Annotated in this window: 22 protein-coding genes; 12 read left to right on the top strand and 10 right to left on the bottom strand. The window is 67.1% G+C overall.

All coding sequences use genetic code 11. The features are described from left to right. Positions 1-9 precede the first annotated feature (9 nt). Positions 10-681, top strand: a complete 672-nt coding sequence (locus GH681_RS00340; protein ID WP_153159474.1) for a dienelactone hydrolase family protein — start codon at positions 10-12, stop codon at positions 679-681. A 55-nt stretch (positions 682-736) separates the two neighbouring features. Here the strand turns inward: GH681_RS00340 and GH681_RS00345 are convergent, their stop codons facing one another. From GH681_RS00345 to tadA, 3 genes are read right to left on the bottom strand one after another with little or no spacing between them, the layout of a single operon-like run. Next, positions 737-1,162, bottom strand: a complete 426-nt coding sequence (locus GH681_RS00345) for a GNAT family N-acetyltransferase (RefSeq protein WP_228111721.1) — start codon at positions 1,160-1,162, stop codon at positions 737-739. Then, a complete protein-coding gene (locus GH681_RS00350; RefSeq protein WP_153159475.1) occupies positions 1,159-1,638 on the bottom strand; it encodes a L,D-transpeptidase in 480 nt (159 codons plus the stop codon). Before GH681_RS00350 ends, GH681_RS00345 begins: the two co-directional genes overlap by 4 nt. Beyond that, positions 1,632-2,129: a tRNA adenosine(34) deaminase TadA gene (tadA, locus tag GH681_RS00355; protein WP_153159476.1), complete on the bottom strand. Its 498-nt coding sequence runs from the start codon at positions 2,127-2,129 to the stop codon at positions 1,632-1,634. Before tadA ends, GH681_RS00350 begins: the two co-directional genes overlap by 7 nt. 107 nt (positions 2,130-2,236) lie before the next feature. On the opposite strand from tadA, the gene GH681_RS00360 reads away from it, so the two are divergent. Continuing rightward, positions 2,237-5,182 carry a PAS domain S-box protein gene (locus GH681_RS00360; RefSeq protein ID WP_153159477.1) on the top strand — a complete coding sequence of 982 codons (2,946 nt, stop codon included), beginning with the start codon at positions 2,237-2,239 and terminating at the stop codon, positions 5,180-5,182. A gap of 24 nt (positions 5,183-5,206) precedes the next feature. Here GH681_RS00360 and GH681_RS00365 read toward each other — a convergent pair whose 3' ends face one another. From GH681_RS00365 to GH681_RS00395, 7 genes are all read right to left on the bottom strand, one after another. After that, on the bottom strand, positions 5,207-5,689 hold the full coding sequence (locus GH681_RS00365; protein WP_228111722.1) for a TPM domain-containing protein: 483 nt from the start codon (positions 5,687-5,689) through the stop codon (positions 5,207-5,209). A 14-nt stretch (positions 5,690-5,703) separates the two neighbouring features. Beyond that, entirely contained in the window at positions 5,704-6,585 is an 882-nt protein-coding gene (locus GH681_RS00370; RefSeq protein WP_228111723.1) for a YgcG family protein, read from the bottom strand. 22 nt (positions 6,586-6,607) lie between these two features. Then, positions 6,608-7,225, bottom strand: coding sequence for a LemA family protein (locus tag GH681_RS00375; protein WP_153159479.1), 618 nt, complete (start codon positions 7,223-7,225; stop codon positions 6,608-6,610). A 109-nt stretch (positions 7,226-7,334) separates the two neighbouring features. Further along, positions 7,335-8,120 carry a uracil-DNA glycosylase gene (locus GH681_RS00380; protein WP_153159871.1) on the bottom strand — a complete coding sequence of 262 codons (786 nt, stop codon included), beginning with the start codon at positions 8,118-8,120 and terminating at the stop codon, positions 7,335-7,337. A gap of 29 nt (positions 8,121-8,149) precedes the next feature. Beyond that, positions 8,150-8,602, bottom strand: a complete 453-nt coding sequence (gene rimI / locus GH681_RS00385; RefSeq protein WP_153159480.1) for a ribosomal protein S18-alanine N-acetyltransferase — start codon at positions 8,600-8,602, stop codon at positions 8,150-8,152. Beyond that, positions 8,599-9,297, bottom strand: a complete 699-nt coding sequence (gene tsaB / locus GH681_RS00390) for a tRNA (adenosine(37)-N6)-threonylcarbamoyltransferase complex dimerization subunit type 1 TsaB (protein ID WP_153159481.1) — start codon at positions 9,295-9,297, stop codon at positions 8,599-8,601. Before tsaB ends, rimI begins: the two co-directional genes overlap by 4 nt. A gap of 60 nt (positions 9,298-9,357) precedes the next feature. Then, complete coding sequence (locus tag GH681_RS00395; protein ID WP_153159482.1) at positions 9,358-9,681, bottom strand: hypothetical protein; 324 nt, start codon at positions 9,679-9,681, stop codon at positions 9,358-9,360. A 163-nt stretch (positions 9,682-9,844) separates the two neighbouring features. On the opposite strand from GH681_RS00395, the gene ompR reads away from it, so the two are divergent. The 10 genes from ompR to GH681_RS00445 all read left to right on the top strand — a co-directional run bounded on the left by ompR (position 9,845) and on the right by GH681_RS00445 (position 16,388). Next, a complete protein-coding gene (gene ompR, locus GH681_RS00400; protein WP_153159483.1) occupies positions 9,845-10,576 on the top strand; it encodes a two-component system response regulator OmpR in 732 nt (243 codons plus the stop codon). A gap of 9 nt (positions 10,577-10,585) precedes the next feature. Continuing rightward, positions 10,586-11,935, top strand: coding sequence for an ATP-binding protein (locus tag GH681_RS00405; RefSeq protein ID WP_228111724.1), 1,350 nt, complete (start codon positions 10,586-10,588; stop codon positions 11,933-11,935). Between the two features lie 39 nt (positions 11,936-11,974). Next, on the top strand, positions 11,975-12,685 hold the full coding sequence (locus GH681_RS00410) for an MBL fold metallo-hydrolase (protein WP_228111725.1): 711 nt from the start codon (positions 11,975-11,977) through the stop codon (positions 12,683-12,685). After that, positions 12,675-13,088, top strand: coding sequence for a group II truncated hemoglobin (locus GH681_RS00415; protein WP_153159484.1), 414 nt, complete (start codon positions 12,675-12,677; stop codon positions 13,086-13,088). The genes GH681_RS00410 and GH681_RS00415 overlap by 11 nt, the downstream gene beginning before the upstream one ends. A gap of 144 nt (positions 13,089-13,232) precedes the next feature. Beyond that, positions 13,233-13,769, top strand: coding sequence for a septation protein A (locus GH681_RS00420; protein WP_153159485.1), 537 nt, complete (start codon positions 13,233-13,235; stop codon positions 13,767-13,769). Continuing rightward, on the top strand, positions 13,769-14,068 hold the full coding sequence (locus tag GH681_RS00425; protein WP_153159486.1) for a YciI family protein: 300 nt from the start codon (positions 13,769-13,771) through the stop codon (positions 14,066-14,068). Before GH681_RS00420 ends, GH681_RS00425 begins: the two co-directional genes overlap by 1 nt. 5 nt (positions 14,069-14,073) lie before the next feature. Continuing rightward, a complete protein-coding gene (locus GH681_RS00430) occupies positions 14,074-14,328 on the top strand; it encodes a BolA family transcriptional regulator (protein WP_153159874.1) in 255 nt (84 codons plus the stop codon). Between the two features lie 33 nt (positions 14,329-14,361). Further along, on the top strand, positions 14,362-15,141 hold the full coding sequence (locus GH681_RS00435; RefSeq protein ID WP_153159487.1) for a peptidylprolyl isomerase: 780 nt from the start codon (positions 14,362-14,364) through the stop codon (positions 15,139-15,141). A gap of 124 nt (positions 15,142-15,265) precedes the next feature. Then, positions 15,266-15,607, top strand: a complete 342-nt coding sequence (locus tag GH681_RS00440; RefSeq protein WP_153159488.1) for a hypothetical protein — start codon at positions 15,266-15,268, stop codon at positions 15,605-15,607. Between the two features lie 247 nt (positions 15,608-15,854). Further along, positions 15,855-16,388 carry a ShlB/FhaC/HecB family hemolysin secretion/activation protein gene (locus tag GH681_RS00445; protein WP_153159489.1) on the top strand — a complete coding sequence of 178 codons (534 nt, stop codon included), beginning with the start codon at positions 15,855-15,857 and terminating at the stop codon, positions 16,386-16,388. Positions 16,389-16,390 lie beyond the last annotated feature (2 nt).

The raw sequence follows: 16,390 nt of genomic DNA on the forward strand, positions 1-16,390 counted from the left end.
GTCCCGCCCATGATGAAACTGCGCCACACCGAACTCAGCATCCCGGCCGGCCCCGTCTGGCTGGAAGCGCTCCAGGCCCACGCGCCGGACAGCGCCGGGCTGATCGTCATCGCCCAGACCGCCGTGGGCAACCACCGGGAATCCCGCGAGGCCCACTTCGCCCAGCGCCTGCAGGACGCCGGTTTCTCGACGCTGATCTTCGACCTGCTCACCCGCTACGAAGAAAACCGCGACCCGGACACCCGCTACAACACGCCGCTCCTCGGCCAGCGCATCAACGCCCTGTTTGAATGGCTGCGCCACCAGCCGCCGCTTGTCGAACTGCCGATCGGCCTAGTGGCCAGCGGCACCGGCAGCGCCGCCGCCATCCGCGCCATCGCCCGCGAGCCCGAGATGATCGGCGCCTTCGTGTGCCGCGGCGGACGGCCGGGCCTCGCCGGCATCACGCCGCTACGCCAGGTCGCCTGCCCGACCCTGATGATCGTCGGCAGCCACGACGAGAACCTGCCCAACGTGCGCCAGGCCTTCGACCTGATCGGCGGCCGCAAGACGTGGCGCTCGATTGCCGGCACCGACGAATTCTTCCGCGAACCCGGCGCCCTCGACGCCGCAGCCACCCTGGCCATCGAGTGGTTCCGCGCCCATCTCGAACGCAAACCGGCCCAGCAGGGCGCAGCCTGAAGCCGCCGGACGCGTTACTTTTAAAACTAAATTTGTTTTATTTGAAACAGACGATTTAAAGGCTGCGGCTCATCGTCCGGTGGGGCAAGCCGGCTTCTTCGTATTCCTCGCCTTCGGGCACGAAGCCGAAGCGCGCGTAAAAGCCCAGCGCGTGGGTCTGGGCGTTGAGCACCACCCGCGCCATGCCACGACGCTTCGCCTCGTCGATCAGCGCCTGCAGCAGCAGCGCGCCCACACCCCGACCGCGCCAGCCGGCCAGCACCGCCATCCGCCCGATGTGGCCATCGGGCAGCAGCCGGCCGGTGCCGACGGCTTCGTCGCCCGCCAGCGCCACCGCGTGGCACGACAGCGGGTCGAACTCGTCCAGCTCCAGCTCGACCGGCACCTTCTGTTCATCCACGAAGACCGTGAAGCGGATCGGCGAAGCCTGGGCCGACAGCTCGCCCCAGCTGCCCAGCCGGACCGCCAGCGCCGCGCTCACGCGAGGATCTCCACGGGCGTGCCGGCCGGCACCAGATCGAACAGCTCGGCCACCTCGCGGTTGCGCATACGCACGCAGCCGATCGAAAGCGGCACACCCATCGGTTCGGTATCCGGCGTGCCGTGGATGTAGATGTAACGGCGCATGGTGTCCACGTCGCCCAGGCGGTTCACGCCCGGCTCCTTGCCCGACAGCCACAGGATGCGGGTGAGGATCCAGTCCCGCTCGGGCATCTGCGCGCCCACCTCGGGCGTCCACACCTCGCCGGTCGGGCGGCGCCCGCGGAAGGCCGCACCGATGGGCTGACCGGCACCGATCTTCGCACGCACCACGTGCCGCCCACGGGGCGTGCGGTGGCTGCCCGTCTGCTCGCCCGGGCCGTTCTTCGCGGTGGAGACCAGATAGCGGCGGACGCAGGCGCCGTCATCGCCGATGAGGTCGAGGGTCTGGGTGGGGATGTGGATTCGGATCAGCACGAGGGGGTCGCTCCCGCCGGCCGCTTGCGTCGGGCGGCAAAAAAACCGGACAAAAGTCCGCCGCAGGTGTCGGCAAGCACGCCTCCGGCCACCTCGGCGTGATGGTTTAGGCGTGTCTCACCGAAAAGATCGATTACGCTACCAGCGACACCCGTTTTGGGGTCGCTGGCGCCAAAGACCACCCGGGCGATCCGCGCATGCATAATCGCCCCTGCACACATGACACATGGTTCAAGGGTGACGTAAAGTGTGCAGCCCGGCATGCGATAGTTCGCCAGTGTCGCGGCTGCGTCGCGCAGGGCCATCACTTCCGCATGGGCCGTCGGGTCGTGCCGTCCGATCGGCTGGTTGAAACCTCGGCCGACGATCTGTCCGTCGGGCGCAACGATCACGGCGCCGACCGGCACTTCGCCGCAGCGGCCAGCCTCCTCGGCAAGATCGAGGGCAAGGCGCATGAATTGGGCGTCCACTTCGGGACATGTAGGAGTCATGGTAAGGCTGAAACCGGCTCTCGGATCAAAAAAGACAGATTTTAAAGCACCAACGTGGAAACGCCCGCCCTGACAGCGATGACGGTAATCCCCACTGGAAAGGTCCCATGATTTCCGACCCAGGCCGCGAACCGATGCTCGACTCGCCCGCCACGCAAACCGTCACCTCGCCATCGGCCAGCCAGGCCGGCGGCGCGCTGCTGCGCGCCCATCCGGCCGCGCTGGCGGCACTCTACGCGGTGGCCGCCACGGTGCTGATGACCATGGCAGAGCAGCTCCTCCCTGCCAGCCTGTCGTGCTACGCAAGCGGTTTCCTGATCGGGCTCACCGCCATCCTGTTGTTCGTCCTGCGCTCCCCCGCCCGGGCCACCCCTGCCCCCGCAGTCATCCAGCCGCTGGTCGCCACTGCACCGCCCCCCGCTACCGAATTCGGTGCCGGCCCCCTTCCTGCCGATCCCGACCCGCTGTTCCGCGAAGCGCTGAAGGACGTCCGGCACGTGCTCTACCGCTTCAACCCCACCCACGAGTGCTACGACTACATCTCGGACTGCGCCGAGAGCTGGCTTGGCACGCCGATCGACGCACTGTGCGCGCCGGGCGGCTGGCATCACTTCGCCCGCCGCGTACTCACCGATGACCTGGGCCGCGTCTGGGCGCAGATCGGCGACGCGCTCAAGACGCCGGGCACCGAGCCGGTCGGCATCACCGTCGAATACCGCCTCGAGACCGCCGCGGGCGAAGCCCTGTGGGTGCGCGACGCGATGACCCTGCTGCGCAAACCCGACGGCAGCCTCCGGGCCATCGTCGGCAACGCCACCGACCACACCGCCGAACGCGCCACCCACGAATACCTGCAGGTCACCCTGCGCAGCATTGGCGAGGCGGTGATCGCCACCGATCCGCAGAACCGCGTCACCCTCATGAACCCGGTGGCCGAGGCGCTCACCGGCTGGAGCGAGGACGAAGCCCGGGGCCAGCGCCTCGACACGATCTTCCGCATCGAGGACGACGCCGACGGCCACACCCGGCTCATCAATCGCCGCGGAGAAAGCCGGCCGATCGCCCACAGCAGCGCGCCGATCCGCGTCACGCCCCACGACACCGCCGACGCCAGCCTGGGCGAGGTGCTGGTGATCCGCGACCAGGCCGCCGAACACGCAGCCCACCAGGCCGTTGTCGAGCAGCAGGCCCGCTACCGGGCGCTGGTCGAGAACGCGCCGGTGGGCATCTTCCACTACGGCAGCGACCTGCAGATCAGCTACTGCAACAACCGGCTGGCCGAAATCCTGCACTCCTCGCCCGAGCAGCTGCAGGGCGTCGATCTCCACTCCCTCGGCGACGAAGCCATCCTGTCGATCCTCCAGCGCGCCCTTACCGGCCAGCGCGGTGCCTACGACGGCCCCTTCGTCACCCCGCTGTCCACCGACGTCCATATCCTGTCGATCCGGGTCGCGCCCGAGTTCGACGCCAGCGGCGAAGTGATCTTCGGCGGCGTGGGCATCGTCGAGGACCGCACCGCCTACCTCGAAGCCGAGGAGCAACTGCGCGACACCAAGGAGCGCTACGTCCTCGCCCAGCGCGGCACCAACGAAGGCCTGTGGGACTGGGACCCGAACACCCGCCACCTGTACCTGTCGTCGCGCCTGCTGTCGCTGCTGGGCCTCAAGAGCGACACCCTTCGCACCACCGGCGAGGAATGGCTCAAGCTGATCCACCCGGACGACCGCGCCCGCTACCGGGCCGACGTGGTCGCCCACCTGCGCGGCGAGACCGACCACTTCGAATCCGAATACCGGCTTGCCGACAAGGACGGCAAGTTCCACTGGGTGCTGGCCCGCGGTCTCGCCCACCGCAACCAGGAGGGCCGCGCGGTGCGCATCGTCGGCTCGATCGGCGACATCACCGCCCGCAAGCTCGCCGAGGAACAACTCAAGGCCGAGCGCGACTTCTCCCGCGGCCTGATCGACAGCCTGCCGGCACCCTTCTTCCTGTTCGACCAGCAGGGCCGGCTGGTGCTGTGGAACCGCTTCGTCTCCGAGCTCACCGGCCTGCCCGACACCGAACTCCAGAACGCCGAGGCCGAAACCCTGGTCATCCCCGAGCAGGAGCCGGTGATGGCCCACCGCATCGAATCCGCGCTGATCTCCGGCGAAGCCTCGGCCGAGGTCATGCTGCGCCGCGTCGACCGCGAGCCCGTGCCCTTCCTGGTGGTGGGCCGCCGGGTCATCCTCGACGGCAAGCCGCACATCGTCGGCGTCGGCACCGATCTCACCGAGCGCAAGTTCGCCGAGCGCGCCATCAAGCGCCTCAACACCGAACTCGAACGCCGGGTGGCCGAGCGCACATCGCAGCTCAGCGCCGCCCTCAACGAGCTCGAGAGCTTCAGCTATTCGGTGTCCCACGACTTGCGCGCGCCCCTGCGCGCCATCGAAGGCTACAGCGCCATTCTCGGCTCCGACTATGGCGACAAGCTCGACGAGGAAGCGAAGGAACTGCTCCGCCGCGTCCGCGCCGCCGTGCATCGCATGGGCCAGCTCATCGACGACCTGCTCACCCTGTCGCGGGTCAGCCGGAAGGAGCTCGAGCGCCGCCCGGTGGACCTCACCCAGCTCGCCCAGTCCATCTGCGAGGAGCTCCGCCAGCAGGAGCCGACCCGCGAGGTCCTCATCGACATCGCCCCCAACCTGCAGGTCGAGGGCGATCCGAGCCTGATGCGCACGGTGCTCGAAAACCTGCTGGGCAACGCCTGGAAGTTCACCGGCCGGGTCGACCACCCCGAGATCCGCTTCGAAGCCACGGTGCACGAGGGCGTCGACGCCTTCGTGGTGCGCGACAACGGCGCCGGCTTCGACATGCGCTACCGGGAGAACCTCTTCCGGCCGTTCCAGCGCCTGCATTCGGATCGGGAATTCCCCGGCACGGGGATCGGGCTCGCCACCGTCGCCCGCATCGTCCGCCGCCACGGTGGCGAGGTGTGGGCCGAAGGCGAAGTGGGCAACGGCGCGTCGCTCTACTTCAGCATCGGCCAGACGCCGCTGCTGGGGAGCAGCTGAACCCGCCGCCAGCGGGCCTTGGTTTCAGAGCAGGACCGGGCGATCCGGCAGTTCGTTGGGGTTGTCGGGCCGGGCCGGGAAAGGCCCCGCGAGCAGATCGCCCACGGCACGCACCGCTTCAACCGATCCCTCGCCAAAACGCCCGTCTCGAAAGGCCGCCTCCATCGTGCGGCACACGCCGTCCCAGGCGGCCTGGGGCACGCGCCGGGCAATGCCGCGGTCGGCGACGATCTCCACCTGGCGGTCCAGCCACTGCACATAGATCAGCACGCCGGTGTTCTCTTCGGTGTCCCACACCCGAAGGCGCGAGAACACCTCCACGGCCCGCTCCCGGGCCGTAGCGTCGCGCATAAGCTCAGGCAGATCCAGCCCCGCCTCGACGGCAAAGCGGATCTCGCCCCGGTGGCGCGCTTCGGAAGCCGCAACCGCCGCGTCGATGGCAGCCATCACATCCGGCGTAAACGTACGGCCGAGCACCCATGAGGGCGTGAAGAGATGACGAAGCACGCGTCCGATCCGCATCACCAGCCTCCCGACGCGCCGCCGCCGCCAAAACCGCCACCACCGCCCGACCAGCCGCCGCCACCTCCACGACCGCCAAATCCCCCGCCAAAACCACCGCCGATGGTCGGCCCGCCGCCGATACGCCCTGCACCGCCGCTACCGGCGACCAGCGAGAAGATAAACGCCAGGACCGCGCCCACCGCGCCCACCAGCAGCACGCTGGTCAGCGTCCAGGCGCCAACCCCGACGATCCCTGCCGCGATGGTCGAACCCAGCAGACGGCCAAAGATGGCCTTCAGCACGCTGCCAACGACCAGTGTGAAGATGATGCCGAACACCAGCGCTTCTTCCAGCCCCATCTGCTGGTCATCGGCACCGGCAGCGCTGGGCGCGGGCGCCGGCAGCGCCTCGCCGTTGATCCGGGCGACCAGCGCCGCAACGCCAGCCTCGATGCCGCCGGGGAAATCCCCGGCCTTGAAACGCGGCGCCACCACCTCGGCGACGATCCGCTTGGCGATGGCGTCGGGCACCGCGCCTTCCAGCCCGTAGCCGACCTCGACGCGCATCCGCCGGTCGTCCCGGGCGACGATGAAGAGCACGCCGTCGTCGACGCCCTTGCGCCCCAGCCGCCAGGCTTCCGCCACGCGCAGGGAATAGGACTCGATGGGTTCGGGTCGGGTCGTGGAAACGATGAGCACCGCCAGCTGGGCGCCCTTGTCCTTTTCCAGCTGGACAAGCTGCGACTCCAGCGCCTGCCGCCGGTCTTCGGGCAGCAGGCCGACGGTGTCGGTGACATGGGCGCTGAGCGCCGGAACCGGCTGCAGCTCCTGGGCAAAAGCCAGCCCGAAAAGCCCGAGCCACAGCCCCGCCAGCAGTCCGATCACGCGCGCCAGCGCCACGGCGGGATACGCCTTGCCGGGCTTACTGAGCCGGCTTGGCCGGAGCCGCCGGCGCGCCGAAATTGACCTTGGGCGCTTCGCTGATGGCGGCTTCGTTCTCCACCGAGAAGTTGGCCTTCGGCTTGGCGCCGACCACCATCGCGGTGAGGTTGTTGGGGAAGGTACGCACCGTCACGTTGTAATCCTGCACCGCCTTGATGTAGCGGTTGCGGGCCACGGTGATGCGGTTCTCGGTGCCTTCGAGCTGAGCCTGAAGGTCGCGGAAGTTCGCGTCGGCCTTGAGGTTGGGGTAGTTCTCGGTCACCACCAGCAGGCGCGACAGCGCACCGGAAAGGTCTCCCTGGGCCTTCTGGAACTTGGCCATGGCTTCCGGATCATTCACTAACTCCGGCGTCACCTTCATCCCCGCCACGTTGGCGCGGGCTTCGGTCACCTGGGTCAGCACTTCCTTTTCGTGGGAGGCGTAGCCCTGGACGACCTGCACGAGGTTCGGGATCAGATCGGCCCGACGCTTGTACTGGTTGAGCACCTCGGACCAGGACGCATTGACCTGTTCGTCGTTGATCTGGATCTGGTTGTAGCCGCAGCCTGACAGAAGCAGCAGCGAGAGGATCATCGACAGGAAAAGCTTGATACGCATGGTGTGTCCTCGTCAGGAAAAAGTGTCTGAAGCCAAAGCTCGATCAACCATTCTAGCGACTCGGGATAAACCCAAGGTACCGCCCATCCGACGCCATCAAATCTTGCAATCAGACTGCATCGGCCTTCAGACGTTTCATCGTTGCCCGGGCAAAACACAAGTCTTCCCACGCCTTGGCCTTGTCAGCCAGATTACGCAGCAGATAGGCCGGATGGTAAGTGACCACCACCGGAATGCCGCCGAACTCGAACAGCTTGCCCCGCGCTGCGGCGATCCGGACCTCCTGGTTGAGCAGCGCCTGGGCCGCCGGACGGCCGAGGGCGACGATCAGCCGCGGCTTGATCAACGCAATCTGGCGCTCGAGATACGGGAAGCACGCCGCAAGCTCGTCGGTCTCCGGCGTGCGGTTGTTGGGCGGACGGCACTTGACCGCGTTGCCGATGTACACGTCGTTGCCCCGTGCCAGGCCGATGCTCGCCAGCATGTTGTCGAGCAGCCGCCCGGCCTGGCCGACGAAGGGTTCGCCCCGCTCGTCCTCCTCGGCGCCCGGCCCCTCGCCCACGAAAAGCCAGTCCGCCTGCCGGTCGCCCACGCCGGGCACGGCCTGCTTGCGGCGTTTGCACAGGGCGCAGGCGTCGCACTCGCGGATGCGGGCCTCGAGATCATCCCAACCCAGCCCGGCGATGTCGCCAACCGGTGCCGGACGTCGCGCCGGCGCTTCGGCGGGCTCCGCATCAGGCGGAACAAAACGCGCCAGCGGCACCGGCCTGGATGCAGGAGCCGGCGCAGAAACGGGCGCGGCGACGACCGGCTCGGGCACGGGCGCGGATGGTTCGGGTTGCGCTTCCTCGACCGGCTCGGCGCCGCGCAGCCGCCACAGGGGCGCCAGCCCCATCTCCCGGAGGATCGCGTCACGGCGTCGGGTCACAGGGGCAGCCTCATCACCAGCGCGTCCTCGCGACCGCCCGCCGCCGGGTAGTAGCCCTTGCGGCGTCCGATGGTCTCGAAACCGGCCCGCGCGTACAGCGCCAGCGCCGCAGCGTTGGACGGGCGCACTTCAAGAAAAAGCTGGGTCGCGCCCGCCTCCCGGGCGGTGCTTGCCAGATGATCGAGGAGCCGCCGGCCAAGCCCGCCCCGCTGACGATCGGCCACGACGCTGATGTTGAGGATGTGGGCTTCATCGATCACCCGCATCAGCACCGCGTAGCCCACCGGCTCCGCGTCGTCGAACATCATCCAGCAGCTGTAACCGGCCGACATGGAATCGGAGAAATTGCCCTCCGACCAGGGGAACGGGTAAAGCACCCGGTCCTGGGCGGCGACCCAGTCCAGGTCGGATTCCTGCATCGGCACGAAGCGAAAATCGCCAACGGTCATGCCTTGCCACCGCGGGCGAGGCGCTCGGCCGTGGTCATCGCCACCTTGTCGCGCACGTAGAGCGGCGCAGCCAGCGCCGCGTCGATGGTCTCGCCACGGGCAAGACGCACCGCAGCCAGTCGGGCCACGCTCGAGGCGAGGGGCACCGGCGAGGCATCGAAGCCCGTCAGGCGCTCACCAACCGCCGGCACCAGGGTCTCGCCATAGGCCTTGAAGGCCGAGCCAAAACCGAACCATTCGCCTTCTGCCGGCAGCCGCACCTCACCCGGCGCCGCACAGGCCGGCGCCATGCGCTCAACCAGCTGGCCGTCGCGACGCTCGTAGGCGGCAAAGTAAACCTCGGACATCCGCGCATCCACGGCAACGAAGATTGCACCGGACTCGTCCGCGCACTGGCTCGCCAGCGCCTCCAGCGTGCCGATCGGGATCACCGGCTTGCCAGCGCCCATCGCCAGCCCCTGCACCACGCCGCAGGCCAGCCGCAGGCCTGTGAAGGCACCCGGGCCGGCGCCAAAGGCAATGGCGTCCAGATCGGCCAGCCGAGCGCCGGCATCGGCAAGAAGACCAAGGATTTCGGGGAGAAGGGTTTCGGAGTGGCCGGGGCGACCGGCAACCGACCGCTCGCTGATGCGTTCGCCGTCGAGCAGGGCGACGGAAGCGGTTTCGGTGGAGGTTTCGATGGCGAGGATTTTCATGGCCCGCGCATTCTACCGTTTCCGCGACGGCGAGCCGCGGCGGCGTTGCGCGATCTAAGCTCAGTCGCGCCGGCGCATCGGGCCGTAAACATCACGGCCGGCTTCATGTACATCGTGACGCAGCTGACGGCGCTCCTCGGACGACCAGCGCCGCGGATTGCGGCTGTCCTCGGCCTCGGGACGGCGCTGCTGGGCATCGGGGACGAGCCCCTGCGCATCGCGGATCTGCCCCTGCCGGTCGTAAGGGCCTGCGTAGGAACGCAACCACGCACCCGCCCGCTCGACACCCTCGGCCGACGCGGCGCTGCCAGCGCCCAGCCCGATGGCGCCTGCCACGAGAAGGCCGAGTGCACGCAGTGTCGACAATGTCTTCTGACGTTCCATGGGGCTGAATCCTAACCTGACCAATTGGATTCTGGCAGTCCCCTCCGAGAATGGAATCAACCTTTGTAAGAGGATGTTAGACCCCCTTCACGGCTTACGTTTGCTTACCCGCCCTCACCCGCCCGTCTGGCGGCCGGACGGGCGAGGCGCTAGGATTCGGGTCATGGAAAAAGAGAGCTATCGCATTCTGGTCGTCGATGACGACCTCCGCCTCCGGGATCTGCTGAAGCGCTACCTGAGCGAGCAGGGCTTTGCCGTCAAGACGGTGAGCGACGCCGCCCAGATGGATCGCGCGATCCTGCGCGAGCATTTCGACCTGATGGTCCTCGACCTGATGCTTCCTGGCGAGGATGGCCTGTCGATCTGCCGGCGCCTGCGGGGCACCAACAACCCGATCCCCATCGTGATGCTCACCGCCAAGGGCGACGACGTGGACCGCATCGTCGGCCTCGAGATGGGCGCCGACGATTACCTTCCAAAGCCCTTCAACCCCCGCGAGCTCGTCGCCCGCATCCACGCCGTGCTGCGTCGCCAGCCGCAAACCCCGCCGGGCGCCCCCGCCACCGAAGACGAAGACGTGCGCTTTGGCCAGATCGTCGTGCAGCTGGGCTCTCGCGTGCTTGTCCGCAACGGCGAGGAGACCCTCCTCACCACCGGCGAATTCGCGCTCCTCAAGGTGCTGCTCCAGCATCCGCGCCAGCCGCTCTCCCGCGACCGCCTGATGGAGCTCGCCCGTGGCCGCGAATACGACGTCTTCGACCGCTCCATCGACGTGCAGATCTCGCGCCTGCGCAAGCTGATCGAGGAAGACCCCGGCAAGCCCCGCTACATCCAGACGGTGTGGGGCTTCGGCTACGTCTTCGTTCCGGACGGCAACAAGCACACCGCCCAATAACGCCGATCCGTGTCGCCGCTTCACCCCCGCGCCCTCCTGCCCGGCTCGCTGCTGTGGCGAATATTCCTGCTGGTGACGGTGCTGATGCTCGCCTCGGTCACGGTGTGGTCGGTCATCTTCAGCCACTTCGACCAGCAAAACCGGGCGCGGCAGACGGCCCAGACCGTCGTCAGCATCATCAACCTCACCCGCACCGCGCTGCTCAACGCCGATCCCGCCCTGCGCAAGGATCTGCTGCTGGATCTGGCCACCCTCGAAGGCATCCGCATCTACCCGGCCGAGCCCCAGGACAAAATCACGCCGCTTGAAGACACCGCTGTATTGCGTCAGGTGATGACCGACGTGCGCCTGCAACTGGGTGCCGAAACCCGCTTTGCCTCGTCTTGGGAAGGCCTGCCCGGCTTCTGGGTGAGCTTCCGGATCGAAGCCGACGACCCGGCCGACCACGCGGATTTCTGGGTGATGCTGCCCGCCGAGCGGATCATCCGCCCCCACGCCCGCGAATGGATGTGGTGGGGCCTGGCCGCGCTCAGCCTGGCGATGCTCGGCGCCTACATGATCGTCTCGCGGCTCAACCGCCCGCTGCGCGCGATGGCCGCCGCTGCTCGCACCGTTGGCCGGGGCGAGATCCCGCCTCGGCTCTCAGAGAGCGGCCCCGCCGAAGTCGCCGATCTCGCCCATGCCTTCAACCAGATGTCCAACGACCTCCAGCAGCTCGACGCCGACCGGGCGCTGATCCTCGCCGGCGTCTCCCACGACCTGCGCACCCCCCTCGCCCGCCTGCGCCTGGGCGTCGAGATGTGCGGCGCCGATCCAACCGACGTGGACGCGATGGTCTCCGACATCGAGGACATGGACCGGATCATCGGCCAGTTCCTGGAGTTCTCCCGCATCGACGGCGGCGAAACCCTCGCTGCCGTCGATCTCGGCGAACTCGCCGACGAACTTGCCGGCGTGTATGCCCGGCGCGGCTTCCCGATCGACCTCCGGCGCAGCAGCGCCCCCCCTGCGCTGGCCCGGCCCCAGGCCCTGCGCCGGGCCGTCACCAACCTGATCGAGAACGCCCTCAACTACGCCGGCGGGCCACCCGAACTCGAAACCGGCGTGATCAACGGCCGACCGGTGCTCCACGTACTCGACCGCGGCCCGGGCATCCCGGCCTCGGAAACCGAGCGCGTCAAGCGCCCGTTCACGCGCCTGGAGGCCGCCCGCAGCAACACCAAGGGGTCAGGCCTCGGGCTCGCCATCGTTGACCGCATCATCCGCGGGCAATTTGGCGAATTCCAGCTGGCATCCCGCCCCGGCGGCGGGCTGGATGCCCTCATCCTGCTCCAGGCCGCGCCCAAGGACCCGAGTTAAAGCTAGAATCGGAGCAATCCCCTTTATGGCGCAAAACCCATGATTCTGTTCCGCCAGTTCTTCGACGACGCCAGCTCGACGCTGACCTATCTGCTCGCCGATCCCGTCACCGGCGACGCCATCATCATCGATTCGGTCAAGGCTCACCTGGGCGCCTACCTCAGCTTCCTGCAGGAACAGGAGCTGCAGCTCGACTGGGTGCTGGAAACCCACATCCACGCCGACCACATCACCGGCTCCGCCGGCCTGTGCGAACTTACCGGCGCCCGCAGCGCCATGGGCCGGGCCGGTGCCGCCGGCTGCGCCGATCGGCTGCTCGGTGACGGCGACACCATTGTCTTCGGCAACCAGGTGATCCGCGTCATCCCCACCCCGGGCCACACCCCGGGCTGCGTGACCTACCAATGGCGCGACCGCATCTTCACCGGCGATGCGCTGCTCATCGGCGGTTGCGGCCGCACCGATTTCCAGGGTGGCGACGCCGGCCAGCTCTACGACAGCGTCACCGAGCGGCTGTTCACGCTGCCCGACGAAACCCTGGTCTACCCCGGCCACGATTACCGCGGCGCCCGGGTGTCGTGCATCGCCCAGGAAAAACTGGGCAACCCCCGTTTCAGCGGTCACAACCGCCAGAGCTTCATCGAACAGATGGCGGCGCTCCAGCTGCCCCGCCCCGAGATGATGGACGAAGCCCTGCCCGCCAACCTCAACTGCGGTCGCAGCCGCTCGCTGGATGTCCATGGCGCCTGAGCAAGCCACCACTGCCTACTCCCAGCTTGGCGGCGAAGACACTCTTCGCCGCCTCGTGCATCGCTTCTACGCCCTGATGGACACCCTGCCGGAAGCCTGGGAACTGCGCCAGATGCACCCGGAGGATCTCTCCGGCTCGGAAGAAAAACTCTTCATGTACCTGAGCGGCTGGCTCGGCGGCCCCCCGCTGTACGAGCAGGCCAACGGTCATCCGCGCCTGCGTGCCCGCCACCTGCCCTTCACCATCACCAGCGCCGAGCGCGACCAGTGGCTGATGTGCATGAACCTGGCCCTTGACGAGGTCCTCGCCGACCACCCGCTGCGGCCACGCCTGTGGGGCGCCATCGAAGGCCTCGCCGATCACATGCGCAACAAGGCCGACCCACCGGGCGCTCGTGAATAAATCGTTCGCCGATCCCTGCCGGGTGCTTCCAGCGCCGGCTGTAATTCAGTACAGTACGCCCGTTTGCGACCCGGACCGTCCGGCCGTGCCGGCCCCTCCGTCGCCATTCCTGCGTCCTGCCGAGCCGTCTCCCAGCGTCCTGCGATGAAATTCCTCTTCGACCTGTTCCCGATCATCCTGTTTTTTGTCGCGTACAAGTTTGCCGGCATCTTTGCCGCCACTGCCGTGGCCATCGCCGCCACCATCGGGCAGATCGCCTGGGTGTGGTTCCGGCACCGCAAGGTCGACACCATGCTGTGGGTCAGCCTGGCGATCGTCACCATCTTCGGCGGTGCCACGCTGATCTTCCAGAACCCCACCTTCATCAAGTGGAAGCCCACCGTGCTCTACTGGTTCTTTGCCGTGGCGCTGCTGTTCTCGGCCCACGTCCTCAAGAAGAACCTCATCCGCACGATGCTCGAAGCCCAGCTCAAGCTGCCCGAGCACCTGTGGCAGACGGTCAACCTCGCCTGGGCCGGTTTTTTTGCACTGATGGGGGTGTTGAACATCTTCATCGCCTACAATTTTTCCGAAGACACCTGGGTCAACTTCAAGCTCTTCGGCGGCATGGGTCTGATGCTCGTGTTCGTGCTGGCCCAGGGAATGCTGCTGTCCCGCTACATTGAAGAGGAACCCAAGTAATGCTGTATGTCCTGATCGGCGAAGATGCCCCCGGCTCCCTGGACAAGCGTCTCGCCGCACGTCCCGAACACGTTGCCCGCCTGCAGGCGCTGCAGGCCGAAGGCCGGCTGGTCCTGGCGGGCCCCTGCCCTGCCGTGGATTCCCCGGACCCCGGCCCTGCCGGCTTCACCGGCAGCGTGATCATCGCCGAGTTCCCTTCCCTCGCCGACGCCGAAGCCTGGGCCGCGGCCGATCCCTACATGACCACCGGCGTGTTCACCCGCTGTACCGTCAAGCCGTTCCGGAAAACCCTGCCGTGAGCGTCATGGACGAGATCCGCCAGCGGCTGGCCGTGCTGGCGCCGGTCAAGGTCGAGCTCATCGACGACAGCGCCCTGCACGCCGGCCATGCGGGCGCCCGCTCGGGCGGCGGGCATTACCGGCTGTCCATTGTCTCGGCGGCGTTTGCTGGCAAGAACACCGTTTCCCGTCACCGGATGATTTACGATGCGCTCGGCGACATGATGCGCAAGGAGATACACGCCCTTGCCATCCAGGCAGAAACCCCGGAAGACCTTTAAATCTCCACCCCCTACACCACGCAAGGAAAACTGATGAAAACCCTCCCGAGCCGTCTGGTCGTTTCCCTCTTCGCAGCCTTCGTTGCGCTGCCCGCCTTTGCCCAGACTGTTGCCACCGTCAACGGCTCCGCCATCCCCCAGGCGCGCGCCGACGTGATGATCTCCGAGCAGAAGTCCCAGGGTGCCCCTGAATCCGAGCAGCTACGCAACGCCGTCAAGGAAGAACTGGTCCGCCGCGAGATCCTCTCTCAGGAAGCCCGCAAGAAGGGTTTCGAAAAGAACGGCAGCGTCCAGGCCCAGATGGAACTGGCCCGCCAGGCCGTGCTGATCCGCGCCTACCTGCAGGATTTCGTGAAGACCCACCCCGTCACCGACGCCGATGTGAAGTCCGAATACGACAAGATCAAGGCCCAGCTCGGCGACAAGGAATACAAGGCCCGCCACATCCTCGTCGAGAAGGAAGAGGACGCTAAGGCCATCATCGCCAAGCTCGAAAAGGGCGAGAAGTTTGAAGATCTGGCCAAGCAGTCCAAGGATCCCGGCTCCCGCGAAAAGGGTGGCGATCTGGGCTGGGCCAACCCGGCCGGCTTCGTGAAGCCTTTCGCCGAAGCGCTGACCAAGCTCGAGAAGGGCAAGATCACCACCACCCCGGTGAAGACCGACTTCGGCTACCACGTCATCAAGCTCGAAGACAGCCGCGCCCTCAAGGCCCCGGCTTTTGACGAGGTCAAGGGTCAGCTCAAGCAACGTCTTGAGCAGCAGAGTGTCGAACGCCATATCGCCGACCTGCGCACCAAGGCTGCCGTCAAGTAATTCGATCGACCAGCTCCAGCCTGAAAGCCGACGCGTCAGCGTCGGCTTTTTTGCTTCTGGGGCCCGCCTCGCCGGCGACACGGCATACGGACAGGGCGGACTTCCACCTCGACGGGAGGCCAGGATGGACAGGACACCACCGCCGTGCCAGGAACCCTTCTGGCACCTCCTCTACCGCTATCTGTGGCCCTTCGCGTGCTTTCGCGACGTGACCCAGGGCAGCCTCATCGAACGCCGGCAGAACTACCGCCACAACCGGCAGATGGGCGTCCACCTCCCGGGATTCATGGCCAAGTGGGCCTGCCTCACGCTGGTGTTCTTCCTGCTCGGGCTGACCTTCGAGGAACTGCTGGAGGTAATGCTCCCCGCCGCCTGCTGCTATGTCACGAGCACCTGGGCCCTGACGATCTGCGTCCAGCTCTGCGTGGCCTGGCTATGGCTACGGCGCTTTCCAGAGCTCCATTGACCTGAGGCGCAGCAAGCTGAGCCAGCCACTCATACACTGCTGGCGAGCGAGGGCATGACCAATCCAAGTGCCGCCGGCGGCACCCCAATCTGGACATGACGAGCGGACGCTCAAGCAAAACGCCTACCCACATTGATTTTCACAATACAATGTGTATACACTTACAGGCATTACATCATTCACATTGAATGCCTGCAATGCCATCCGGGGTCGCGATGGAAGATAGTGCGGGCATCCCTGATGCCCCATGACACTCAGCCCATCCCATCCACAGCACGTCGCCCCAACGAGCCTCGGCAACGCCCATTCCCGCCAAACCTGCGACATCACCGCCAACGGCAGCCGCGATCACCAAGCTATTGACGGTCGCCCCCAGCCCAACTGCGACTGCGGCGATTCCAAAGACAACCAGATCCGGCTCCACCGCCTGCTCCACCGCGATTCCGGCACCAAGACCAGCGCCTTCCTCAAAGCCAGGGGCCACCAATCCGGCGACACCATCGACGACCCCGAAGTCGTCATCAGGCGCCACAGCATGCCCGGCGGGACAGCCGGCCACGGCCCCCGTGCCTCCACCATTCGCGCGCCCCTCGCTGCCCTCGCCGCCCCCGCCTGCACCACGTTTGGCATCCGCAGCAACGCTTGCCTCCTGAACCACAACGTTTTCGCCGGCCCACCCTCGTCTCGGTCGCCCGACTTGCAGACGCCCATCGCCCTGATGGGCTTCGCCATCGGCCTGACCTGCCAACCCCTGGCCATCTCCCCTGAATCGGGCTTCTGACC

Source organism: Zoogloea sp. 1C4 (assembly GCF_009469605.1).
Taxonomy (GTDB): Bacteria; Pseudomonadota; Gammaproteobacteria; order Burkholderiales; family Rhodocyclaceae; genus Zoogloea; species Zoogloea oryzae.

Excerpts from the sequence above, each read along its gene's own strand:
- GH681_RS00395 (WP_153159482.1), bottom strand. The coding sequence starts at position 9,681 with ATGGAACGTCAGAAGACATTGTCGACACTGCGTGCACTCGGCCTTCTC.
- GH681_RS00435 (WP_153159487.1), top strand. The coding sequence starts at position 14,362 with ATGAAAACCCTCCCGAGCCGTCTGGTCGTTTCCCTCTTCGCAGCCTTC.
- ompR (WP_153159483.1), top strand. The coding sequence starts at position 9,845 with ATGGAAAAAGAGAGCTATCGCATTCTGGTCGTCGATGACGACCTCCGC.
- GH681_RS00340 (WP_153159474.1), top strand. The coding sequence starts at position 10 with ATGATGAAACTGCGCCACACCGAACTCAGCATCCCGGCCGGCCCCGTC.
- GH681_RS00360 (WP_153159477.1), top strand. The coding sequence starts at position 2,237 with ATGATTTCCGACCCAGGCCGCGAACCGATGCTCGACTCGCCCGCCACG.
- GH681_RS00420 (WP_153159485.1), top strand. The coding sequence starts at position 13,233 with ATGAAATTCCTCTTCGACCTGTTCCCGATCATCCTGTTTTTTGTCGCG.
- GH681_RS00380 (WP_153159871.1), bottom strand. The coding sequence starts at position 8,120 with ATGGGGCTGGCGCCCCTGTGGCGGCTGCGCGGCGCCGAGCCGGTCGAG.
- tsaB (WP_153159481.1), bottom strand. The coding sequence starts at position 9,297 with ATGAAAATCCTCGCCATCGAAACCTCCACCGAAACCGCTTCCGTCGCC.
- GH681_RS00425 (WP_153159486.1), top strand. The coding sequence starts at position 13,769 with ATGCTGTATGTCCTGATCGGCGAAGATGCCCCCGGCTCCCTGGACAAG.
- GH681_RS00375 (WP_153159479.1), bottom strand. The coding sequence starts at position 7,225 with ATGCGTATCAAGCTTTTCCTGTCGATGATCCTCTCGCTGCTGCTTCTG.
- GH681_RS00410 (WP_228111725.1), top strand. The coding sequence starts at position 11,975 with ATGATTCTGTTCCGCCAGTTCTTCGACGACGCCAGCTCGACGCTGACC.
- GH681_RS00415 (WP_153159484.1), top strand. The coding sequence starts at position 12,675 with ATGGCGCCTGAGCAAGCCACCACTGCCTACTCCCAGCTTGGCGGCGAA.
- GH681_RS00445 (WP_153159489.1), top strand. The coding sequence starts at position 15,855 with ATGACACTCAGCCCATCCCATCCACAGCACGTCGCCCCAACGAGCCTC.
- rimI (WP_153159480.1), bottom strand. The coding sequence starts at position 8,602 with ATGACCGTTGGCGATTTTCGCTTCGTGCCGATGCAGGAATCCGACCTG.
- GH681_RS00440 (WP_153159488.1), top strand. The coding sequence starts at position 15,266 with ATGGACAGGACACCACCGCCGTGCCAGGAACCCTTCTGGCACCTCCTC.
- GH681_RS00430 (WP_153159874.1), top strand. The coding sequence starts at position 14,074 with ATGGACGAGATCCGCCAGCGGCTGGCCGTGCTGGCGCCGGTCAAGGTC.
- tadA (WP_153159476.1), bottom strand. The coding sequence starts at position 2,129 with ATGACTCCTACATGTCCCGAAGTGGACGCCCAATTCATGCGCCTTGCC.